Below are 22,297 nucleotides of genomic sequence, written 5' to 3'. Positions count from 1 at the left end.
GTAATCGATCATCAGGAAACCAGACGAAAACGCAGTCACTCCTGGCCGTCGTCAAAAACCCGGTTCATCACGGAGACAGTCAATGCAACCGCTGTCCCCGGCCAGATCATCAGCATCGGGTGATCGAAGATGAACACACGATACTCGAACAGCATCGATCCCCAATCCGGCTTCGACGGGTCGGCCCCGAGACCGATGAAGGCGAGCGAGGCGTAGGCGACTGCGGCAAGTCCCGCTTGGTTGCCGACATAGGCGAACATCAGCGGCAGAGTATTCGGCAGAAGATGCCCGGTAATCATCCGTGCCGGCGCAACGCCGAGGCTCCTCGCTGCCAGCATGAACGGCTGGCCGAGCACCCGCTGACTGAGCGAATGCGCAAGCAGCGCATGCGGCCCGACGCAAGCCAAGCCGAGCGCCAGTCCGGCGCTGAGCGGCGACAGGCCGAAAATCGCCGCCGCCGTCAGTGCGACGATGAGCGTCGGCATCATGATGAAGAACTCGCAGAAGCGCAGGATCACCTTCTCGCGCCAGCCACCAAGGACGGCGGCGGCGGTGCCCAGCAGGGTGCCAAACAAAAAACCGATGGCGCCGACCGAGAGGATGACGCAGGCAGTCCGCCATCCGCCGGCCATGATCCGCGACAGAAGATCGCGACCGAGATGATCGGTACCGAGCAGATGGCTGGCGGTCATGCCGGAATGACGGGCAAGCATGTCCACCGTATCGGGATCATATGGCTGCCAAAAACCACCGACACACAAAAAGACGGCGAGCGCCGCAAGCACGGTCAACCGGGGCATCGGGCGAGACGCGGATCGAGAAGGCGCATGGCGAGATTGGCGCTGGCATTCAATACAAGCATCCAGACGGCAATGACCATAACATAGGCCTGCAGCACCATCTGGTCGCGCGCCGCGATGCTTTGAACAAGGAACTGGCTGATGCCGGCAAGGCCAAAGAGAATTTCCATGGTCGCGGTGCTGCCGATCACCCAGCCTGCTTCGGAACGGAGCGCCGACAGCAGGGCGTAGAGAGCGCTGCGGTGGCCGTGCCGCCAGAGCGCCTGGCGTTCCGAAAGGCCTTTGGCAAGCGCCGTGCGAAAATGCGCCTGCCCGGCGGTTTCCTTCAGGTCGCGCCGATAGACGCGGGAGAGAACGGCAACCGAATGCAGCGCGATCAGCAGGACGGGCAGGACGATTGCCGTCCAATCATTGGCGAAGGGTCTGACCCAGCGCAACTGCACACCGAGGACCCAGAGAAGGACAAGGCCCAGCCAGAAGGCCGGCACTGCCTGGACGAAGACCGACAGAGCCCGGCTCATCCGATCGGCAACACTCCCGGGATAGGCCGCTGAGAAGAACCCGAGCGGAATTGCCAGCGCGATCGCCAGCGCCAGGCCGGCGAGACCGAGCGACAGCGAAACCGGCAGCCGTTCAACGAATTCGGCAAGTACGGGCTCTCCAGTCCGAAACGAACGGCCCCAATCTCCGCCGAGGAAATCTGCCAGCCAATGGAGATAGCGAAGCGGCACGGGCTGATCGAGGCCCCACTCCGCCCTCAACGCCGCGACGGTCTCATCCGTCGCCGGCAGGCTCCAGACGCGAATGGCGATCGCAACCGGATCGGCCGGCATCAATGTTATGACCGAGAAAGAGGCGAGCGAAATCACCAGCAGCCCCGCTATCGATTGCATGCCGAACCTGACCAGTCCCATCACGTGGCCCTACTCCGTCTCGCCGATATCGGCGCGCAGCACGTGGTAGTCGGATCCCCACGGCTCATAGTTCTTCAGCCGCTTCGACAGGCCGACATACCAGACGGGCGACACCAGGAAAGAGGCGGGCGCATCGTCGAACAGCTTCTGCTGGGCATCCAGCGCAATCGCCACCCGCTTTGCCGGATCGCCTTCGGTCGCAAATCGATCGAGGATCGCGTCGAAGTCGGGTGAAGCATATTTCGCATAGTTCAGCGAAGCGCCGCTTCTCAGCATCGAGTTCAGGAAGAAGGCGGCATCGCCGCTCGGGGCAGTGTGCTGCGCCCAGAGCGCGATGTCGAAGTCCCCGGCCGCAGCCATCTGCTGGATGTTTTCCACCACCTGCGTATCGATGGCGATGCCGATCTTTGCGAGTTCCGCCTTGACCACCGGCAGCATGGTGACAAGATCAGGACGCTGCGGATAGGTTATGACCAGCAGACGCAGCGGCTTGCCGCCTTTTTCGCGCATGCCGCCGCTGCCTTTTGCCCAGCCGGCTTCGTCGAGAAGCGCTGCGGCCTTGGCAGGGTCGGTCGGGCGTGCCTCTCTGCCCGCAAAGGGGAAATAGGAGGCGTAGGCACCTGTGGCCGGTTCGCCGCCGTTGATCGCGGTGGCAAGCTCCTTGCGGTCGAAGGCCAGATCGATCGCCTGGCGCACCTTCACATCATCCATCGGCGGCCGGGCAGTGTTGAAAAAAGCGAGATACTGGTATCCGACCGGGAACGACTTGATTGCCAGATCAGGGTTTGTCTGGAGCCGGCTCACGACTTCCGACGGCAAGCCGAAAGCCAAATCGAGCTCGCCGGCCTCCAGCGCCAGCGTCAGGGTCTGGGCATCACCGAACTTGCGGAAATTAACCGGCGAACGCTTGTCGGCGCCGGCGAAATGCACGTTGGGCTCCAGCGTGATCGAGGCATCCGTCTTGAAGGCGGAGATCCGGTAAGGACCGCTGAAGACGGCGTTGCCGGCCGAGGTGGGTTTGTAGGCGATCAGCGGCCATTCGGCGAAGAGCGCCTGGATGAAAGGCACCGGCTTTTCGGTTGTCACCTTCAGCGTCAGGTCATCGGCCGCCTCGAATGTCAGCTTGCCACCGGTGGCGAGCGCCGCCTTGTTGCTGGCGAATGTGTTGTCGAAGCCCGCCGCCAGCGCTTTGGCTGTCACCGGCGTGCCGTCGGAAAACAGGCGGCCGTGTTTCAGGGTCACGGTCCAGGTCAGGTCGCCGGTGCGCTGCGCCTTTTCGGCCAGTTCAGGCACGAGCTTGCCGTCCCGATCGACGGTGAAGAGGTTCTCGCCGACCCCGTGGCTGACCAGCGCCCAGCCGTTCGAGCCCTTGGCCGGATCCGTGCCATTGGTGATGTAGGTGGCGCCGACGCGAACCGGCTCGGCAGCGAAGACAGTGCCTGCGGTGACAAAGATGGCGGCACTGAGCCAGGCGGCGGCCAGGCGCGATAGAGTGTGCGACGTCAATTCTCTTTCCTCTTGTTCTGTTCGGATGGGGTGCGAAGCCGCTGCTTGCGGCCCGTTGGGTGATAGGCGAAGTCCTCGACGATCCCACCGCCGAGCAGGTGCTCGCCGATGATCCGGTCGATCGCATCTTCGTTGACGCCGCCGTAATAGGTTCCTTCCGGAAATACCTGCAGCACGGGCGCCAGATTGCAGGGGCCGAGACAGGTGGATTTTGCGGTCATCGTGCCGTCGCCGGCAGTGCGCAGTTTCTGCCGCTCCTGCTGGTTGCGCAGATGTCCCCAGATCACATCGGCTCCAGCCGCGTTGCAGGGACCGCCCTGGCAGACGAGCACGCGACGTTTCTGGGCCGGCACGAGCGATCCCTCGGCAACGGGCGGCGTGTCGGTCTGCGGCACGTCCAGTGCTTCGGCGGTTTCGAGCAGTTCGCCTATCAGCCGCGCCATCAACGTGCTCGAGGCGATATCCCGGGTGATCGAAAGGGCCGGCCAGCGCCGGCTATCGACCGCTTTCCAGCGCTTCAGCGATTTCGTCAGCCAGATAAGGAAACTCGGCTCCATGGGCAGGACGAGCGGCACGATAACGACGGTTTCGACATCCTCGTCGAGCAGATCGGACAGCGCGTCGCGCAGGGAGGGGGTACCCTGTTCGGTAAAGGCGACCCGAACCGTTCCGGCTCCGGTCACGCCGGCTGCAAGTTTCGCGAGCCGTTGCATTTCCAGATGCGGCGATGCCGCAAAGGCGGATTTCGCAATCAGCAGGACGGCGCGCCCGGATACGTTCTGGGAAGATAATCCCTGTGTTTTCACTGCCTTCGTCTCACTCAAGGAGGAGGCAGCAAAAATGAAGGTTGCGGCAGGCACGGATAGCCCGACGGAACCGTCATTCCTGTGGCACACCCCGACCACGGAACTTCTATCGTCAGGCAGGTCTCCTGGCTCGCGGGTCAAAGCCTTCATCGTCCGTCTTCCCGGCATTGACTGCCAGTGACATGTTGGACGAACGGCTCACCGCTCACAGTTGCGGGACAGCTCCGGTTTTTACCGGATTCCCTCTTAGCTTCCATCGCGGGATGGAAGAACCTTGACGCCGCCAACCTACACTCCCTCTGCCGACTGTCAACGGCGCCGCTTCATGCCGCATCATCGCATCAATGCGATGCCCCGGAGCCGCCGACGGCAACGATCGTAAAGGGTTTTCCTTCGACGGGAATCGTACGGACCTCCTTCAGGCTTTCCGCATCGACGACGCGAACCAGCGAGTGCCGCGGATCGGTAATGACGATATGACCGTCCGCAACGGCAAGGCGCGGACGCGGATCACGCCAATGGCCGTCCTTGCTGTAGGGCTCGGTGACCTTGGCTTTGCGAACGATCTCGCCCTTGATCACGTCCAGCACATGAAGATCACCGTCCTCCGTCAGGATGTAGGCACTGCGCGGCGTTGCTGGGTCCAGCAGGAAGTCGACGCGGCGGGTGGGCAGGGCGATCAGCCGGAAGTGCTTCTCGCTGTCCGGATCGATCAGGACGATTTTGTCCTCGCCGTAGTTGCCGAGGAAGAACTGCATTGCCTTACCGCCAAGCAAGGTACCAGTCGAACCTTTCGGCATGTCAGATGGGTAAGCGAGCATTTCCAGTTTCGGTCCATCAAGTCCGCCAGGACGGGCGACAAGAACGCCTTCCTTGCAACCGAAGGCAGCCAGCCGGGCCGAAGTGGCTTCGCCGTGAAGATCGGTGCATTTCGCGACGTCGCCGAGCTGCCTGCCCGTCTCGTCAACGACGCGAAGTCCGACCCTCGGCGGCAGTTCGTCGGGCTTGGTTTCGACTTCAGTGTTTGGGACCGACACCAGCACGAAACGACCCATCGTCACCGCTACGCCGTGATGCGGCTTCGTCGTGTCGACTGTCTTCACGTCAGCCCTGCCTTCGAGAAGAGCCGTTTCGTCGATGATATCCGCCTTGCCGCCTCGATCGTAAAAGAGGATCGCATGGTCGTCATGTGGAACGACGTGGAAAGGACGCTTGCCCTCGAAAGTCACGGGCAACAGCCCCACCTCGGAAACCTCCAGGTCCCGATGCTCCCCGTGATCGGAGAAATCGATGCCAGTCTTGAGGACGTGCACGATGTCATGATCCGACTGCGTGGCGAATACGCTCCGGCCGGACGCGCTGGCGGTCAGCGCCGCAGGACCCTTGACGTCGTAGCGGCCGAGTTCCTTGCCGTTCTCGAAGTCGATGGCGCGGACGACTGGATTCGTATGATCGCCGACAAACAGGCGCCATGCCTCTTTCGTCTCATGATCATCATCGGCAAACGCTCCGGAAGCAGCAAAGATGAGGCCTGACGCGACAGCTGTCAGCAGACGGTTTCGAGTGAGAAAAGACGAGGCGGGTGACGGCCCTCGCTTGTCGATCCCGATCTCATCGACGGCGAACTTCTTTCCGTGCGGCTCCGTCAGGATGCGGTTGAGAAGCTTGGTTTTGCCAGCACCGAGATAGCCGGTCAAAACGGTCACCGGAGTTGGTTGAGATTTCTGCCGTGACATGACTTGTCTCCAGATTGACGGTAGCTTCGATCATTAGTTATTATGTTATAACATAACAAACGCGATCGTTGTCAATCCCCGAGAATGCGATGATCGACATTTGCCGGATCGCGATGCAGATCGAAACAAGACTGGCGGAGATGGACCGAGAGTGGGATGTCGAACGAACGCTGGAGACGAACGCTTCAACCGCCTTGGATGGCCGGGAGCTATCGAACTGTACTTTCCCGGACGATAAGCTCCCATTCGACGGGTGCGGTGTATGATTTGGCATCGTTGATCCGTGCGACGATCGCCTCGGCCGTCAGCTTGCCAATACGCTCGCGATCAGGGCGAACCGTCGTTAGGGAGGGACTAACGCAGCTCGCCGCCTCGTTGTCTCCAAATCCAACAACGCCGATATCTTGGGGAACGCGCCGGCCGAGTTTCCGCAGTGCCCGAAGCACGCCAAACGCAACGACATCGCTGTTGCAGGCGATTGCGTCGATCTCGGGATGGCGTTCCAGAAGCTCGGTTGCAAGCCGCTCCCCGAGTTCGGGGCTGCCGCCTTGCTGCGCCGTATGCTTGACGATGTCGGGGAGGCCGGCCGTCGCTGCCGCAGCTTCCAGCCCGCTCAAACGCTTCTGGGCGCGTTTATCGTTTTCGCGAACGCTGCCAACGAAGGCCAGGCGCCGATAACCCTGACCTATGAGATGGTTGGCTTGCGCTGCGCCGACACGTGCATGATCGAACCCAACGGCGGTATCAATCACTTCACCGCCCGTGTCCCACATCTCGATGATCGGGATGTCGGCTGCCTTGAGAAGCTCGACGACTTTCGGGGGATGGTCGACGCCGATGATGGCAACGGCCGCCGGCCGCCAGCTCAGGATGGACCGGACGAGACGCAGCTCCTGGTCGGCATTGTACCTTGTATTGGCGAGCATGACCTGCAGGTCATGCTCCAGCAAAGCTGATTGCAGCGTATCGATGATGTTGGCGAATTCGGAATAGTAGAGTGAGGTGACGACAACGCCAACAATGTCCGAGCGCGTGCCCGAAAGCCCGCCGGCGAGCCGGTTCGGCACGTAATTCAGCTCCTCCATCGCAGCATTGATCTGGCGGCGAAGTTCGATGCGGACCGTGTGCGGGGCGCGCAAGGCGCGCGAGACGGTATTGACTGAAACGCCCACCCGTTCGGCGATCGAAGCAAGGGTCGGGACGTTGCGGGCTACCTTGTCGGAAAGTTCAATCGTCATCTCAGCTCAAAAAAATCCCGTGAGTGATCGTTGCGTTAACGGTAACTTTATGCCATCTTTTTGAAATGGAGGCAAGCGAAAGAGGGACCGAAGTCGTTCTTTCGCCTGACACGGCAGGCGAAAGCCAGCTATCGGCGACGCGGAGGAGCAGTATATGGCTGAAAGGCCAAACATCATTCTGATCATGACGGACCAGCAGCGCTACGACTCGATATCGGCGCTCGGGTTCCCCTATGCCGTGACCCCCAATATTGATGGACTTGTCGAAAAAGGCGTGGCGCTTACCAATTGCCACGTCAATGCGCCAAGCTGCGTTCCCTCGCGCGCAAGCCTGTTTACCGGCTACTACCCGCATACGACGGGCGTTCTGGCCAACGGCCAGGCATGGCAGCGGACATGGGTCGAGCAGCTACGTGACGCCGGCTATCGCTGCGTCAACGTCGGCAAGATGCATACAATCCCCTACAATTCGGATTCCGGTTTCCACGAGCGCTACGTCGTGGAAAACAAGGATCGCTATATGGAAGGCCGCTGGTATTTCGACGAGTGGGACAAGGCGCTGGCCGCCAATGGCCTCGTCAAACAGCAGCGCGAACACTACCGTAAGCTCGACGACTATCGTGACAGGCTGGGCTGCTTCGACTGGAAACTGCCCGAGGCGCTGCATTCCGACGCCTTCGTCGGCAATATGGCGAAGTGGTGGGTCGAGACCTATCCGACGACCGAGCCGCTGTTCCTGCAGGTCGGTTTCCCCGGGCCGCATCCACCGTTCGATCCGCCGGCGCGCTATACCGAGCCGTATCTCAGGCGCAACGATCTGCCGCTGCCAAGGCCGACGAAAGAAGAGCTGCGCTCCCTCCATCAGGAGCTGAAGGACAAGCGCCAGCACGACGTGGAGGTCGATCACGACTCCGTCGTCTGGAGCCTCGACCCGTCTGAAGATCAGATGCAGCGGCTCTGGGCGCATTATCTTGGCAATGTCACGCTGATCGATGAAAAGGTCGGCGAACTGCTCGGTTCACTTCAGGAGCGCGGCTATCTCGAAGATGCCATCGTCATCTTCACCTCGGATCACGGCGAATGCCTGGGCGAGCATGGCCTGATCCAGAAATGGTCGATGTATGACGTCGTCACCCGCGTGCCGACCGTGATCTGGTCGACGGCCGGCCGGTTCGAAGGCGGCCGCACGGTCGACGGTCTCTGCCAGCTCTTCGACCTCGGCCCGACCATCCTCGAATATGCCGGCATTATGCCGCCGAAAACCTTCGAAGCAAAAAGCCTTAAGCCGGCGCTCGAAGGCAAGGACTGGGCGCCGCGCGACCACGTGTTCTGCGAACAGATCGGCGACGTGGCGATGGCCGGTGGCGTCGAGTTCATGACCGGCGTGAGGAGCGATCGGTGGAAGCTCGTCCACTTCAAGGGCTCTGAGGACGGACAACTGTTCGACCTCGAGAACGATCCGAAGGAGGTGAGGAACCTCTGGAGCGATCCGGCCCATACGGAACGGAAGCACGAGCTTCTGGATGTTATGCGCGACTGGCTGATCGAATCCAACTTCAAGACGCGTGACGTCATGGCGGGTGCGCGATGAGCCATCGATATTGCCGGGACAGATCAGCTTCCCGGAGGGAGACATGACCTTGTCCATCACAACGAGCGAAGAAAAGCCCGAGCCGGCCAGCCGGCCGTCTCTCATGTCCGGTTCGATCGCAATGTTGGCGGTCAACATCGCCGCCGTGGCCGTCGGCATCATTCTCTGGGCCGTCGTGACGTCACAGGGGGTGGTCGGCCTGCCGACGCCTCTTGCCGTGGCGAAGCAGGCGGTGATCCAGGCGCAGAACGGGCTTTTGTGGTCGGATGCGATTTCGAGCCTTGGCCGTGTCTTTACCGGCTTTGCGCTCGGCATCGCGGTGGCAATCCCTGTGGGCTTCCTGATGGGCTGGTATCGCATTGCCCGCGGCATCATTGAGCCTTACGTGCAGTTCTTCCGCACCATCCCGCCGCTTGCCATCATCCCCCTGGCGATCGTCACCATGGGCATCGATGAAACACCGAAGATCTTCGTCATTTTCCTGGCGTCCTTCCTGTCGAGCGTCGTGGCGACGTATCAGGGCGTCGTCAACGTCGATAGAACGCTGATCAACGCCGCACGCGTGCTTGGTGCCAACGACTTCACCATCTTCCGGCGGGTTATAGTGCCTGCCTCGTTGCCCTACATCATGGTCGGCGTCCGTATCGGTCTCGGGTCGTCCTGGGCGACCGTCGTCGCCGCCGAACTGATTGCCGCGCAATCGGGCCTTGGCTTCCGCATGCAGCAGGCGCAGCTTTACTACGATCTTCCGACGATTTTCGTCAGCCTCATCGCGATCGGCGTGCTCGGTCTCATCATGGACCGCATCGTTCAGACGACCGATAGCGTGCTGACCGCCTGGCAGGAAAAGCTATGAACACAAAAATCTCGTTCCAAAGCGTCACCAAGACTTTCAGCATCGCAGGGCAGACCTCCTTCAACGCGTTGCAGGGGCTCAACCTCGATATCGAGGATGGCGAGTTCATCACCGTGGTCGGCCCGTCCGGTTGCGGCAAGTCGACAGCCATGAATATCGCGGCGGGCCTTACCAATCCGTCGTCCGGACAGGTGCTGGTGGATAACGTGCCGGTCAAGGGACCGGGGCCTGAACGTGGCGTGATCTTCCAGCAATACGCGCTCTTTCCGTGGCTGACTGTTCGTCAGAACGTCGAGTTCGGCCTGCAGATTGCAGGTCACCCGAAGGCGGAGCGCGGCAAGATTGCGGACCATTTCATCGGCCTCGTGGGCTTGAGCGACTTCTCGAATTCCTTGCCGAAGACGCTTTCCGGCGGCATGAAGCAACGCTGCGCGATTGCGCGGGCCTATGCGGTCAATCCGAAGATATTGCTGATGGACGAGCCCTTCGGCGCATTGGATGCTTTGACCCGCGTGCAGCTTCAGGATCAGTTGCTAGCCACCTGGAGCAAGGAGCGGCGCACGGTGATGTTCATTACCCACGACGTCGACGAGGCCGTTTATCTGGGGAGCCGCGTCGTCGTCATGGCTGCCCGCCCGGGCCGGCTTCACAAAATAATTCCGGTTGATCTGCCCTATCCGCGCACCGAGGAGATGCGCCTTTCGCCCGAATTCTCGACATTGCGCAACGAGGTGTGGCGGTCGGTCTACCATCCGGCCGCGGCCTGAAGCTTTCAAAAACATCGGCTGTTACAGGGAGGAAATGAACATGCTGACGAGACGTAATCTGATGAAGACGACGGCGGTCGCCGCCGTGGCGAGCGCATTTTCCATCGGCGGAAAGGCAAGCGCCCAATCCGCTGACATGACCATCGGCTACATTGCCGACTTTCCCAATGCCAGTGTCCTGGCAATCGCTCAGGACCAGAAGCTCTGGGAAGCGGAAGGTATCACGCCGTCGGTCAAAGTTTTCACCAACGGCCCGATCCAGATCCAGGCGATGGGCGCCGGCAGCTTGAATTTCGGCACGATCGGCCCCGGAGCGCTCTGGCTGCCAGCGAGCGGCCGGGCCAAAGTGGTCGGCGTAAACGATATCGGATTTTCCGACCGCGTCATCGTGCAGGGCAATATCAGCACGATCAAGGATCTGAAAGGCAAGAAGGTCGGAGTGCCGCAGGGTACTTCCGGCGATATGATCCTCCGCATGACGCTCACCAAGGCCGGCATGACGGTCGGCGACATTCAGGTCGTGCCGATGGATCCTGCAACGATCGTTTCCGCGTTCACGTCAAAGCAGATTGATGGTGCCGGTATCTGGTATCCACTGATCGACACGATCAAACCGCGCGTTCCGGATATGAAGGAGCTGGCGTCCAACCAGGATTTCTATCCGCAGACGTCGTTCATCAACACCTTCGTCGCCCGCAACGAAATCGTCCAGCAGAACCCGGATCTCGTGAAGAAATTCCTGCGTGTCATGAAAAAGGCGATGGATTACCGCGCCGCGAATATCGACCGGTCCATTCAGATTACGACGGCCTTCCTCAATGCCCCGGCAGATGCGACCGAGAAGGTCGCCCGCAGCCGCAAGATGCTGACAAGCAAAGAACTGGACGCCTTCACAAGGGACGGCACAGTCAACAAGTGGCTGGCGGATTTCAACAAGATGTTTCAGGAGTTCGGCACGGTGAAGGATCCGTTGCCCCCGGAACAGTTCTATACGGGCGATCTGTTCACCAGCGTTTGATCGTCATCCGCTCCTCACGGTTAGTCGACCCGGCCGCGATGTCGTGAAAAGGCGGCGCGTGGCCGCCTGATCGGAGGGATCACCGCCTTTACGCAGTGGTTCCCTCGTAGCTGTCGATGTCATCGATGGACCATCCCGAAAGATGCATGTTGTGATGGTTTCACACCGCTTTCGGGATGGACGTCGGCGGACGGGCGAAAATCGGGTTGGGCTGGATCAGAACACCAACTCCGCATCATCGACAATGTAAGGAGCGTAGCGATAATCGCGGATAAAACTGATCCGTTCGCCACTCCATTCCAACCACATGAGGTGGGTCGGTTTCGGGTCGCCTTGGGCGCTGAAAACGGCGATGACCTGCCGGCCCTCCAGCCAGGCCGGGACAAGCCATATTCCGTCGCACTTGGCGTAGATCGTGAAGAACAGACCGACGTCTGCAGCGCCGGAGCGCAGCGGGTGCGAGGACTGCCGGAGTTTCACGTCCTCGGCGAGGAGCGCGCGCAGACCATTCCAGTCCCGCTGATTGAACAACGTAACGTAGCGCACCACGGCAGGGGAGGGGGCCGTCCGGTTCGGAAGGGGGATGCTTTGCGCATTGATCTCCCGGAGCCGCGCACGTCCCCGCGCCAGATGCCCCTTCACCGCGTCAATTGTGATACCGAGCAAACAGGCTATCTCTGCCAAAGGTTCGTCGAGCACGTCTTTCAATATAACGGCGCTGCGCTGCAGGACAGGGAGTTCATGGAACCGCGACACCGCAGTGTGCATCGCTTCTTCATGCATGAGACTCTCCAAGGGATCGAGATTGATTTCGTCGACGACGTTTTCCGCGGCCTCGACGGGCTCCGCGGCACGGATCGCCCGGCCGCGCAACAAATCCAAGGCGCGATTATGGGCGATCTTGAACAACCAAGCCCGCAGGTGCGGCGCCTCGTGCAGGTCTTCAAGGGCAACAAGAGCTTTGGCAAAGGTGTCTTGAACGACATCCTCGCCATCGATCACCGATCCCATGAGGCGGGCGCAATAGCGATGTAACTCCGGCCGCAATGCCTCGGCCAGGACTGTGAACTCAGCTCGTGTGCCGCGGTCCGGTTCCGACAATCCAGCACTCAATCCGCAAACCTTTCCATTACGTCCACACCCTTGTCGCCAGACAATCCGAATGCGAACCCCTCAGAATAAGCCGGATTGTCAAGCACGGCCACCACGTTTTCGCCGAAGAGCCTCGGTGGCATCGGCGCCCCGAAACGGGCCACGAATGCTTCGGGTTCGATGTCCATGGCCCGGGCATAGGCGCTGGCGGCGATGTCACCGATGCCGGTGGCTAAAATCACTTGCCGAGGCAGGATTGCCTGGAAACGGATACCAAGCTGCCTCTGCTCGGAAACCCGATTGGCATATTTGGCCATGAACCAAAGCATGCGTTTGGCGCCGCCATAGCCGCCTGACATCGGGGATCCATCGACGGCCGCGCCACTCGACACGACGACAACCCGGGTCCCGGGTTCGAGCGGCAGGTTCAGCGCGCCTTGCAGCCAGTGTAGCCCGGCTTTGACGTCGTGCTCCCAGGTCGCGGTGAAATCGGCCCAACTGATCTTGTCCAATCGCTCCATCGGCGGTTTCGCTCCGGCGTTCAGCACAAGTATATCCGGCCGAACGTCCGCAAGGATACGGTGTGCGGCGGCCTCGTCCCTGGCATCGGCGGCAATCGTCGAAACGCCCAGTCGGGTTCGGACAGCCTCGAGCGCATCGGATTGACGCGCCACAACCGTGACCCTTGCCTCCTGATCAACAAGTGCCTCCACCAGCCCCAGGCCGAGCCCGCGGCTTCCACCGGTGACGACGACATTCTTACCCTTGAGACTCATCGGTCCTGCTCCTTTGCTTCGATATTGCAAAGACGATCGAGGCTCTGGAAAAGAGTCAGCCGCTGATAGAATTCGGGATCACGGAGACTTCCACGTCCACACGGCAGCGCCTATGGCAAAAGTTCATCACCCCCAAGCTTGCGCATATAGGCTTCGAACATGTCGGCCATTGCATCGGCGAACCCCTCGATCTCCGCCGCGTCATGCTGTGCCTCGGAAAACTCTTTGCCGACGGTGCTCATTGCCGTGAAAATCAGGTCACCAGCCATGTTACGGACTGCCTCTGGAGACCGTGGCAGCGCCTCTAGCATGAAAGCGTCAATGTTACGGCTACCCGCCTCGCGTGCTTCCAAAGCCTCCGGCGCATCTCTGTAGAGCGGTGCAGCGTCATCCAGCGCAACGCGAACCGCAGCCTCGTCGCATTCGGACTGAATGAACATGTGGACAAGCCTGCGGAGCCTTGCGAGCGGCGGCATCGAGCGGTCGCCCAGGATATCGCCCAGCAGGTTGGTGGTCTGCCGCCATTCGTCGCTCTGCAGACGAAACAGAATAGCGGCCTTATTGGGGAAGTACTGGTAAAGCGAGCCGACGCTAACGCCCGCCTTCTCAGCCACCCGTGCGGTGGTGAAGCGATGCGCGCCCTCCTCAGCCAAAACGCGAACGGCAGCCTCGAGAATTGCCGTCACCAGCGCTTCCGAGCGGGACTGCTTCGGCAACTTTCTTGAAGAAATTGAATAGCTTACCCGGTCGTTCATGTCTCAGCCCCGTAAAGCGATTAGCGAACGCGACTAATTAATCGTATTTTCCGGCTCAACGCAATCATACGCAAACACGAACGGTTCTGATCATGAATTCCACCCTTTTGAGCGCTCCGCTCGCTCCCTTGCTGGACCGCCTCTTCAGGCAGGCCGACGCTGCTACCAGCCCCGCCATGGCAGCAATGTCGGAGGAAGAACGCGACCGTCTGCTGACAAGCAAGACCGAATATCTCGACTTCTATAGCCGGTTGAAGGACCTCTGGCTGCCCGTGTCCAGGGAGACGGGCGAGCTTCTCTATATGCTTGCGAGGAGCATGAAAGCAAAAACCATCGTCGAGTTCGGCACCTCTTTCGGCGTCTCGACGCTGTTCCTCGGGGCCGCGCTGCGCGACAACGACGGAGGTCGCATCATCACCACCGAGTTCGAGCCGTCCAAGGTGGCGCGCGCCCGCCGGAACATCGCCGAAGCGGGGCTTTCGGATCTTGTCGAGGTGCGCGAAGGCGACGCGCTTCACACGCTTGCAAGCGATCTGCCCGAAGGCATCGACCTGCTCGTGCTCGACGGCGCCAAGGCCCTCTATGAAGACGTACTTGCGCTGGTCGAGGATCGGTTGAGGCCCGGCGCGCTTGTCCTTGCCGACGACGTCGACTTCAGCCCGGAATACCTGAAACACGTCCGCTCGCAGACCGCCTCTTACCTCTCGACCCAGGTCGCCGAGGGCATCGAGCTTTCCATCCGCCTGGGCTGATGCCGAGACACACGCCAACAAACCACCCATAGGAGAATGAAAATGCATGTATTCGTTACAGGCGCCACCGGCTGGGTCGGCTCTGCGGTTGTCGAGGACCTGATCGGTGCCGGCCATACGGTGAGCGGTCTTTGTCGTTCAAGCGGAAAGGCAGCCACGCTGTCCGCCATCGGCGCGACCCCCGTCGAAGGTTCGCTGGACGACCTTGGGCTCCTGCGCGCAACGGCCTCAAAGGCCGACGCCGTCATCCATACCGCCTTCAATCACGACGATTTGTCCAAGTTCCTCGAGAATGTCGAGCAGGACCGGCGCGTGATCGTAACCCTCGGCGAGGCGTTGGTGGGAAGCAGCCGCCCGCTGATCGTCACCTCCGGTCTGATGGGCCTGCCCCGCAGGGCGACGGAAGCCGATCTTCCAAACCCGGCCTTTCCGCGCAAATCGGAGATCGCGGCACGATCTGTCGCCGAGCGCGGCGTGCGGGCGGCCACGGTGCGCCTCGCGCCTTCGGTGCATGGAATTGGCGATCATGGTTTCGTCCCGACCCTGATCCGTTTCGCCCGTCAGACAGGCGTCTCCGCCTATGTCGACGACGGCACCAATTGCTGGTCGGGCACTCATCGTCGCGACGCCGCCCGCGTCTATCGCCTTGCACTGGAAACAGGCGTCACGGAAGCGGTCTATCACGCGGTCGCAGAAGAGAGCGTGCCCTTCAGGCAGATCGCCGAAGCGATCGGAGCCGCGCTCGGTCTTCCGGTCGAGTCCCGGCCGCGCGAGCATTTCGGCTGGTTCGCCCATTTCGCGAGAAGCGACATGGCGGCTTCCAGCGCGAGGACGCGCGCACTCCTCGGCTGGCAGCCGCGGGAGGTGAGCCTTCTCGATGACCTCGGTCGCCCGGAATATTACGCAGGCTGACTGAAATGCAGAACCCGCGCCTCGAACGCGGGTTCTGCACCGTAAGCGTTCACGTCAGCCAACGCGGTCCCAGTCAATCAAGGAAAGACGATGAACGACACGATCACACAATTGGCTACGGTCGGCGCGTATGACCTGCGGATCTATGACGTCCTCGAGGGCGAGATGGAGACCCTGTTGCAGGTCCTTGCCGAACTCGCCCTTCCCATGATGCCGGAATTCGGCATCATGCCGGTAGGCTTCTGGACGGAGGAAACCACTGACAGGCTTTTCCAGATATCGAGCCATTCGAGGCTCGAAGATGTCCAGAGCAACTGGGATAGCTTTCATGCGGATCCACGGTGGCAGGAAGGGCTTGCACGGATCCGACAGGACCGCGTCATCGTGAAGAAGGTCGAGACCGTTCTTCTGCGCGGGCTCGACGGCCTGCCTTCAGCGGGAGGATATCTGTGATGTCACTCGAAGGAAAGACTGCTGTCGTGACCGGCGGCGCCCGCGGTATAGGCCGGGCTTATTGCGAACGCCTTGCGGCGGACGGAGCCAACGTCGTGGTCATCGACAGGGACGACGCCACCCCACTCCTGCCGTCGCTTTCCGGCAACGGACAGAAATATGCACTCGTCTGCGATGTCAGCGAACCTTGGAACATTGAAGGCGCTGCATCGACCGTTCTCGACCTGTTCGGTTGCTGCGATATCTTTGTAAATAACGCCGCCTATATGCCTATCACGACGCTCGAGACCGTCACTTCCGAGGTCTGGCGACGCGTTCACGCCATCAACGTCGAATCCATTGTTCACTTCGCCCGAGAATTTGTCCCGGCGATGGCTGCTGCCGGTTGGGGAAGAATCGTAACGACGGGATCTGCCGTGACGCTTCACCCTCAGACGCGCGACCTCGCCTACATTGCCAGCAAGGGCGCCGTTCACGCTGTCACGAAGGCACTCGCCAACGAACTTGCAGACAGGGGCATCACGGTGAATTCGCTCGCTCCGACCGTCGTTCTCACGGAGGGATTCGCCGGACGCCTGCCCCTGGATGGGCCGTCGGCCGACGAGGTGATGGAGCGGATCATATCCCAACAGACCATCAAGCGCGCCTGCGTGCCCAAGGACGTGGCAGACGCTCTGGCTTTTTTGGTCTCCGATGAAGCGGGCTTTATTACCGGGCAGATCATTCATGTAGATGGCGGCCGAACAAGAAGCGGCGCGTAATTCTTTCCCTCAAAGGCGGACCTGGCGCCGGAGCCCGTGTCGGCGATCAAGCGATCGCGGGGAGCCAGTGTTTTCGTGGCGGATGCACCATTCGCGGATATCGTTGCCAAAACGCCATAATTGTTGCACCAAGATCCCAACACTATAGTCTCGACGTTGCAAATGGGATCAAAGTCGAATGCGCATTCACCACGGTTTCCTCGGCATATTCCTTGCAATTGCGCCTTCAGCATATGCGCTGGAAGTTGGGCCGCCGCCGGCTTTGTCGCCGCTGCAGGGCCAAGCGCAAGCCGCTCATTTGAGCGCACAATTGCTGACGCGATATGCCTATAAGCCGGTTCCGCTCAACGATGCGCTATCTGTCAAGATCATAAATCGGTTCATCAAGTCCCTTGATCCGGACCGGATGCTCTTCCTGCAAGCCGACATCGACAAGTTCATGGCCAGCAGCTCCAGGATCGATGATGCCATCGTCCAGGAAGACCTGGATATTCCGTTTTCGATTTTTAATGTCTATGCGCAGCGCGTTGTCGATCGCATGACGTACGCGCGCAGCTTGCTCAAGCAGAACATCGATTTCAGCGTGCGGGAAAGCTACTCTTTTCTCCGCGACGAAGAACCCTGGCCGCAGTCGGAGCAGGAAAGGAACGAGCTGTGGCGTAAACGCGTCAAAGGCGATTGGCTGCGTTTGAAGCTGGCCGGCAAAGCCGATGCGGCGATTCGCGAGACGCTCGACAAGCGCTATCAAAATATCCTCGAGCGCGCCTATACGTACAAGAGCGACGACGTTTTCCAGTCATTCATGGGCGCCTACACCACGTCGGTTGATCCGCACACGGATTATTTCGGTGCTGCCGCTTCGGCCAACTTCGACATTTCGATGAAGCTTTCGCTGGTTGGTATCGGCGCGGTATTGCAGGAACGCGATGGCTATACGACGGTCCGTGAACTCGTACCGGGAGGGCCCGCGCAACTGTCCGGAAAGCTGGCGGTCGGGGATCGTATTATCGGGGTCGGTCAGGGCGAGGATGGCACCGTAAAAGAAGTCGTGGGCACCCGCCTCGATGAAGTCGTGCAAATGATACGCGGGACCAAAGATTCCGTTGTCCGCCTGGACGTCCTGCCGGCAGACGCCGGCGAGAGCCACCGCGTCATCAGCCTGGTTCGGGACAAGATAAGCCTCGAGAAACAGGCCGCGAAAAAGGCCATCCTATCCGTGGAGGACCGCGGTGCGGCGCGCAGAATTGGGGTGATTACCCTGCCGGTGTTCTATGAGGACTTCGACGCGCGGCGCAAAGGAGACAAGGACTATAGAAGCGCAAGCCGCGATGTTGCCAAGCTTCTTGGCGAACTCAAGCGGGAAAACGTCGACGGCGTTTTGATCGATTTGCGCGATAACGGGGGAGGGTCATTGGCCGAAGCGATCGATTTGACGGGCCTGTTCGTCGGCAAAGGCCCGGTAGTTCAGCAACGCGATGCCGAAGGCAAGGTCGAGGTAGAAAGCGATGATTTATCCGCGCCCGCCTGGGCAGGCCCGGTCGGTGTCCTGATCAATCGCGGTTCAGCGTCGGCCTCCGAGATTTTTGCCGCAGCGATACAGGATTACGGTCGCGGTGTGATTGTCGGTGAGCCTAGTTTCGGCAAGGGCACCGTACAAACCGTCATCAATCTCGACAATGTCGCCCACAACAGCAAACCGAAATTCGGCGAGCTGAAATTGACGATTGCGCAGTTTTTCCGTGTCGACGGCGGGACGACACAATTGCGGGGCGTGACACCCGATATCAGCTTGCCCGGCCTTTCGGACCCGAAGACCCTTGGCGAGGCGAGTTATGACAACGCGCTGCCATGGGCCCAGATCAAGCCTGCGAAGTATACGGCCGCGGGCAATATGGCGGCGCTGCTGCCGCAGCTCAAAAGCCGCCATGATGCTCGGGTGCAAAACGACCGGAATTTCCAGCATTTTGTCGAGGACGCCGCCGAATTGAAGGCGCAGCGCGAAAAGCGCGTCATTTCTCTCAATGAATCCGAACGTCAAAACGAATTGACTGCCTTGGCAGCCCGTCTCAAGGCGCGCGAGCAAACAAACGACGGTTTGGCTCGCAGTGGAGACGATGGCCTGGAAGCAAACGAGCGTAGCCTGAGTGCTGATCTTGCTATTGAAAACGCCCGCAAGAACGCCAAAGACGTCCTGCAGAACGAAGCTGCCTCGATTGTTGCCGATGAAGCGGATTTGCTGCAGGGCACGTCAAAGCCCGGCACTCGGTGAAAGGCGGGCCGCCGCCTCGCCACTTAATTCCCGCCTGAATTGCGCAATTCGCGTTCGGCCCTTTCGAGCGCGCTGGCGTTCAGCACCTTACGAAGCAGCGCCACGGCAACGGCCCGCATGCGGAGATTGTACCAGCCCTCCGGTCCGTCGCCCGGCACTTCGTACACATCCAGCTTTTCATAAAGCTGCTGGAGACGGTTCTGGACGCTCCGCAGCGAGAGCCTTTTGCGCTGGGAGATCGCTTTATCGGTCAGGCCGAGCGCCACATCCACCAGGATTTCGTATTCCGCATCGCTTAAACCATGCGCATTGCCGAGGCTCTTCTGCTGGATGCCACGCACCTCGCGGTCGATAACGCATTGCGACTCCATGAAGACGCCGCGCAGCGCCAGCTTCAGCCGCTCGTCGGAGGTTGATTTCAGCACATACCCATAGGTCGCACCTTCCGGAACGATGCGTGCCACCCCGCGGACATAGGCTTCATCGGAATAGTTCGACCAGAACAGGATCTTGGTGTCCGGCCGCTCGCGCCAGATGGTGCGGGCCGCCTCGATGCCGTTTCGCTCGCTCATCTGCAGGTCCATGACCACATGCTCGGCCCGCGATTGGCGCGCCTGCACCTCACCGGCATGGCCGTTTTCCGCCTCCAGGACCGTGTCGCATTCCGGCAATGCGGCCCGCACCGCCTCGTGCAGATAGGACCGGTGCAGCGGGTCGTCCTCGATGATCAGGACCCTCATGACAATGGCTCCACCAGGCGCTTCGGCCCGACGGGCAGGGTGACCTTCACGGATGTGCCGCGACGGTCGGCATGACCGGCCATCTCGAACCGCGCGGAGATGAGCCGCGACCGTGTCTTCATGTTGTCGATCCCATGGCCCGCCTTGTCCTGCGGGCTGCAAATGCCATTGCCGTCGTCGTCCACCTCGATCGAAAGCATCCGCTTGCGGCTCGCAAGACGCACCAGGATGGTTTTCGGCTGGCCGTGCCTGATGGCGTTGTTGACGGCTTCCTGGACGATGCGGAACAGGGCCGTCGCCACGGTTTGGTCGAGGTCAACAAGTGCTCCGTCGCTTTCGTCAATCATCCGCCATTCGATTGGCTGCCCGCTTTCGCGCACCGAGCGTTCGAGATGGTTCTCGATCGCCTCCGCCACGCCGAACAGCTGCAGCACGGTCGGTTTGGCCTCCTCGATGATCTCACGAAGATCGTGCATGCATTGCTGCAGGGTGCGGCAGAGCGGTTCGAGCGCATCGCCATGCATGTCCGCAAGCCTCGACAGCCGCTCCATGCGCCGTGAGAGCCGCGTCAGGTCGGCAAGCGTCTGGTCGTGCAGGTCCATGCCGATCCTCTGGCGTTCGGCCTCCAGCGCCTCCGTCAGTTTCAGCGCCCCCAGCCGCAGCCCCTCCTCGCGGGCACGTGCCTCCGTCTCGACGATCGCCGAGCGCTTGGCCTGTTCGGCCGCCCTCAATGCAAAGAAATAGGGTGCCAAGAGGTCGGCGATCGAACGGGCGTTCTCGACATCCTCCATCGAATAGCTGTCACGTTCATGGCTGGAACAGCTCAAGGCACCTATGATATCTCCTTGGACCTTGAGCGGCACATGCAGCCTGCTCCTCAAGGAAAGCGCGATAATCGGGCTCGAAAAGGCGCCTTCGAAATGGAAGCGCGGGTCGGCACAGGCATCGGGCGACAAAAGGAAATCCACCTCTCCGGCCAAAAGCGTGCGGATCGGGCTGCCGGTCAAGAGCGCCGGCGGCTGCTGGCTCCAGGCAGTCGCAAGTCCGCTTTCGTAAGCGATGTGGTATTTGCCATCCACCATCTTGATGCAGACGTCGAGATGGTCGTGCGGAATGATGTGGCTGATCTCGGCGGCCACCGCCTGGATGATAGCATTAAAATCGAGCTGGCCGGCAAGAAGCCGGGAGATGCCGAGATAGCGGTCGAACAACGCGTTTCGCGCCCGATTGAGCATGACGGACCTCCTCCAGTCCTTGAAACCATTAGACGCTTCGTTGTGGTTCTTGTCTTGCGGGAACCCGCATATTTTGCGCGAGCACCCGCAGAAAGGTTGCTTGTATGCGCCTATACAACATCTGATTTCTCCTCCATTCTCCTCCTACTGAGCAAACGGGGCTCAGCGCAAACACTATCTTCGGCCACCGTTGAGGAGCGGCCCGAGGAGAACCCCGTTGGGAACTCTAGGGAGGAAATCATGATCATCAGAAAGATGCTTTTCGCATCTGTCGCTATCGCTTGCGTTGCCGGGCCGTTCTCTGCCCTGGCCGAAACTTCGGGCAAGAAGATTGCCCTTTCCAACAACTATGCCGGCAATTCCTGGCGGCAGGCGATGCTGACCAGCTGGGACAAGATCACCAAGGACGCCGTCGCAAAGAAGATCGTCGCCGCTGCCGATCCGTTCACGACCGCAGAAAATCAGGCGACCGAGCAGGCCGCGCAGATCCAGAACATGATCCTGCAGGGCTATGATGCGATCGTCATCAATGCCGCCTCGCCGACCGCCCTCAACGGCGCCATCAAGGAGGCCTGCAACGCCGGTATCACGGTCGTCTCGTTCGACGGCATCGTAACCGAACCTTGCGCCTGGCGCATCGCGGTCGACTTCAAGGGGATGGGCGAAAGCCAGGTCGAATACCTCGCCAAGAAGATGCCGAAGGGTGGGAACCTTCTGGAGATCCGAGGCCTCGCCGGCGTTTCGGTCGACGATGAAATCCACGCTGGCATCCAGGCGGGCGCTCAGAAAAACCCGCAGTTCAAGATCGTCGGTGCCGTCAACGGCGACTGGGCTCAGGATGTCGCGCAACGCGCAGTCGCGGGCATCCTTCCGAGCCTGCCGGAAATCACGGCAGTCGTGACCCAGGGTGGCGACGGTTATGGTGCGGCACAGGCCTTCGCCGCAGCGAACCGACCGACCCCCACCATCGTTATGGGCAACCGCGAGGACGAACTCGTCTGGTGGAAACAGCAGAAAGACAAGAACGGCTACGAGACCATGTCGGTCTCGATCGCGCCCGGCGTCTCGACGCTCGCCTTCTGGGTGGCGCAGCAGATCCTTGACGGCAAGCAGGTGAAGAAGGACCTGGTTGTTCCTTTCCTGCGCATCGACCAGGCCAATCTCGAAACGAACCTCGCCAGTACCCAAAAGGGCGGCGTCGCCAATGTCGAATATTCGCTGGAAGACGCCCAGAAAGTCATCAGCAGCGCCAAGTGAGCTGATCCTCCCACACAACAGGGCACGGCGCCAGCAGGTGCCGTGCCTCCGCATTGCCCTGCC

Annotated in this window: 21 protein-coding genes and 1 riboswitch; of the genes, 10 read left to right on the top strand and 11 right to left on the bottom strand. The window is 60.6% G+C overall.

Annotated elements, in window-relative coordinates:
• Positions 1-35 precede the first annotated feature (35 nt).
• The 6 genes from MOV63_RS09305 to MOV63_RS09280 all read right to left on the bottom strand — a co-directional run bounded on the left by MOV63_RS09305 (position 36) and on the right by MOV63_RS09280 (position 7,000).
• A complete protein-coding gene (locus MOV63_RS09305) occupies positions 36-800 on the bottom strand; it encodes an ABC transporter permease (protein ID WP_247033402.1) in 765 nt (254 codons plus the stop codon).
• Positions 788-1,714, bottom strand: coding sequence for an ABC transporter permease (locus MOV63_RS09300; RefSeq protein ID WP_247033400.1), 927 nt, complete (start codon positions 1,712-1,714; stop codon positions 788-790). Before MOV63_RS09300 ends, MOV63_RS09305 begins: the two co-directional genes overlap by 13 nt.
• A gap of 9 nt (positions 1,715-1,723) precedes the next feature.
• Entirely contained in the window at positions 1,724-3,220 is a 1,497-nt protein-coding gene (locus tag MOV63_RS09295) for an ABC transporter substrate-binding protein (protein WP_247033399.1), read from the bottom strand.
• Complete coding sequence (locus MOV63_RS09290) at positions 3,217-4,026, bottom strand: (2Fe-2S) ferredoxin domain-containing protein (protein WP_244447564.1); 810 nt, start codon at positions 4,024-4,026, stop codon at positions 3,217-3,219. The genes MOV63_RS09295 and MOV63_RS09290 overlap by 4 nt, the downstream gene beginning before the upstream one ends.
• A 97-nt stretch (positions 4,027-4,123) precedes the next feature.
• A riboswitch (cobalamin riboswitch) is annotated at positions 4,124-4,318 on the bottom strand.
• Between the two features lie 49 nt (positions 4,319-4,367).
• Positions 4,368-5,762, bottom strand: coding sequence for a zinc metallochaperone AztD (gene aztD / locus MOV63_RS09285; RefSeq protein ID WP_247033398.1), 1,395 nt, complete (start codon positions 5,760-5,762; stop codon positions 4,368-4,370).
• A 209-nt stretch (positions 5,763-5,971) separates the two neighbouring features.
• On the bottom strand, positions 5,972-7,000 hold the full coding sequence (locus MOV63_RS09280; protein ID WP_040124955.1) for a LacI family DNA-binding transcriptional regulator: 1,029 nt from the start codon (positions 6,998-7,000) through the stop codon (positions 5,972-5,974).
• A 154-nt stretch (positions 7,001-7,154) separates the two neighbouring features.
• Here MOV63_RS09280 and MOV63_RS09275 point away from each other — a divergent pair, with 154 nt between their 5' ends.
• From MOV63_RS09275 to MOV63_RS09260, 4 genes are all read left to right on the top strand, one after another.
• Complete coding sequence (locus MOV63_RS09275; protein ID WP_247033397.1) at positions 7,155-8,591, top strand: sulfatase; 1,437 nt, start codon at positions 7,155-7,157, stop codon at positions 8,589-8,591.
• Positions 8,592-8,694: 103 nt separating this feature from the next.
• Positions 8,695-9,447 (top strand): ABC transporter permease, encoded by a 753-nt coding sequence (locus MOV63_RS09270; RefSeq protein ID WP_040125812.1) that lies wholly within the window; start codon positions 8,695-8,697, stop codon positions 9,445-9,447.
• Positions 9,444-10,214, top strand: coding sequence for an ABC transporter ATP-binding protein (locus MOV63_RS09265; protein WP_040124951.1), 771 nt, complete (start codon positions 9,444-9,446; stop codon positions 10,212-10,214). Before MOV63_RS09270 ends, MOV63_RS09265 begins: the two co-directional genes overlap by 4 nt.
• 61 nt (positions 10,215-10,275) lie before the next feature.
• Positions 10,276-11,232, top strand: coding sequence for an aliphatic sulfonate ABC transporter substrate-binding protein (locus MOV63_RS09260; RefSeq protein ID WP_405029312.1), 957 nt, complete (start codon positions 10,276-10,278; stop codon positions 11,230-11,232).
• Positions 11,233-11,448: 216 nt separating this feature from the next.
• Here MOV63_RS09260 and MOV63_RS09255 read toward each other — a convergent pair whose 3' ends face one another.
• The 3 genes from MOV63_RS09255 to MOV63_RS09245 all read right to left on the bottom strand — a co-directional run bounded on the left by MOV63_RS09255 (position 11,449) and on the right by MOV63_RS09245 (position 13,855).
• Positions 11,449-12,333 carry a sigma-70 family RNA polymerase sigma factor gene (locus MOV63_RS09255; protein WP_258719150.1) on the bottom strand — a complete coding sequence of 295 codons (885 nt, stop codon included), beginning with the start codon at positions 12,331-12,333 and terminating at the stop codon, positions 11,449-11,451.
• Positions 12,334-12,341: 8 nt separating this feature from the next.
• Entirely contained in the window at positions 12,342-13,100 is a 759-nt protein-coding gene (locus MOV63_RS09250) for an SDR family NAD(P)-dependent oxidoreductase (RefSeq protein WP_247033395.1), read from the bottom strand.
• Positions 13,101-13,210: 110 nt separating this feature from the next.
• Positions 13,211-13,855 (bottom strand): TetR family transcriptional regulator, encoded by a 645-nt coding sequence (locus MOV63_RS09245; RefSeq protein WP_247033394.1) that lies wholly within the window; start codon positions 13,853-13,855, stop codon positions 13,211-13,213.
• Between the two features lie 92 nt (positions 13,856-13,947).
• Between MOV63_RS09245 and MOV63_RS09240 the strand changes: the two genes are divergently transcribed.
• The 5 genes from MOV63_RS09240 to MOV63_RS09220 all read left to right on the top strand — a co-directional run bounded on the left by MOV63_RS09240 (position 13,948) and on the right by MOV63_RS09220 (position 19,002).
• The gene (locus tag MOV63_RS09240; protein WP_247033393.1) at positions 13,948-14,607 is read left to right on the top strand and encodes an O-methyltransferase; all 660 of its coding nucleotides are present in this window, start codon (positions 13,948-13,950) and stop codon (positions 14,605-14,607) included.
• A 42-nt stretch (positions 14,608-14,649) separates the two neighbouring features.
• The gene (locus MOV63_RS09235) at positions 14,650-15,519 is read left to right on the top strand and encodes an SDR family oxidoreductase (protein WP_247033392.1); all 870 of its coding nucleotides are present in this window, start codon (positions 14,650-14,652) and stop codon (positions 15,517-15,519) included.
• A gap of 90 nt (positions 15,520-15,609) precedes the next feature.
• Complete coding sequence (locus MOV63_RS09230; RefSeq protein ID WP_247033390.1) at positions 15,610-15,972, top strand: NIPSNAP family protein; 363 nt, start codon at positions 15,610-15,612, stop codon at positions 15,970-15,972.
• Positions 15,972-16,733, top strand: a complete 762-nt coding sequence (locus MOV63_RS09225) for an SDR family NAD(P)-dependent oxidoreductase (protein WP_247033388.1) — start codon at positions 15,972-15,974, stop codon at positions 16,731-16,733. Before MOV63_RS09230 ends, MOV63_RS09225 begins: the two co-directional genes overlap by 1 nt.
• A gap of 178 nt (positions 16,734-16,911) precedes the next feature.
• A complete protein-coding gene (locus MOV63_RS09220) occupies positions 16,912-19,002 on the top strand; it encodes a carboxy terminal-processing peptidase (RefSeq protein ID WP_247033387.1) in 2,091 nt (696 codons plus the stop codon).
• 23 nt (positions 19,003-19,025) lie between these two features.
• Here the strand turns inward: MOV63_RS09220 and MOV63_RS09215 are convergent, their stop codons facing one another.
• Together MOV63_RS09215 and MOV63_RS09210 are read right to left on the bottom strand one after the other, a co-directional pair.
• Positions 19,026-19,742, bottom strand: coding sequence for a response regulator transcription factor (locus MOV63_RS09215; protein ID WP_247033386.1), 717 nt, complete (start codon positions 19,740-19,742; stop codon positions 19,026-19,028).
• Entirely contained in the window at positions 19,739-20,977 is a 1,239-nt protein-coding gene (locus tag MOV63_RS09210; protein WP_247033385.1) for a GAF domain-containing sensor histidine kinase, read from the bottom strand. Before MOV63_RS09210 ends, MOV63_RS09215 begins: the two co-directional genes overlap by 4 nt.
• 240 nt (positions 20,978-21,217) lie before the next feature.
• Here MOV63_RS09210 and MOV63_RS09205 point away from each other — a divergent pair, with 240 nt between their 5' ends.
• A complete protein-coding gene (locus MOV63_RS09205) occupies positions 21,218-22,234 on the top strand; it encodes an ABC transporter substrate-binding protein (RefSeq protein ID WP_040124930.1) in 1,017 nt (338 codons plus the stop codon).
• Positions 22,235-22,297: the final 63 nt, after the last annotated feature.

This window comes from Neorhizobium sp. SHOUNA12A (assembly GCF_023006505.1).
Lineage (GTDB): Bacteria > Pseudomonadota > Alphaproteobacteria > Rhizobiales > Rhizobiaceae > Neorhizobium.
This window is presented reverse-complemented; position numbering and strand designations above follow the sequence as displayed.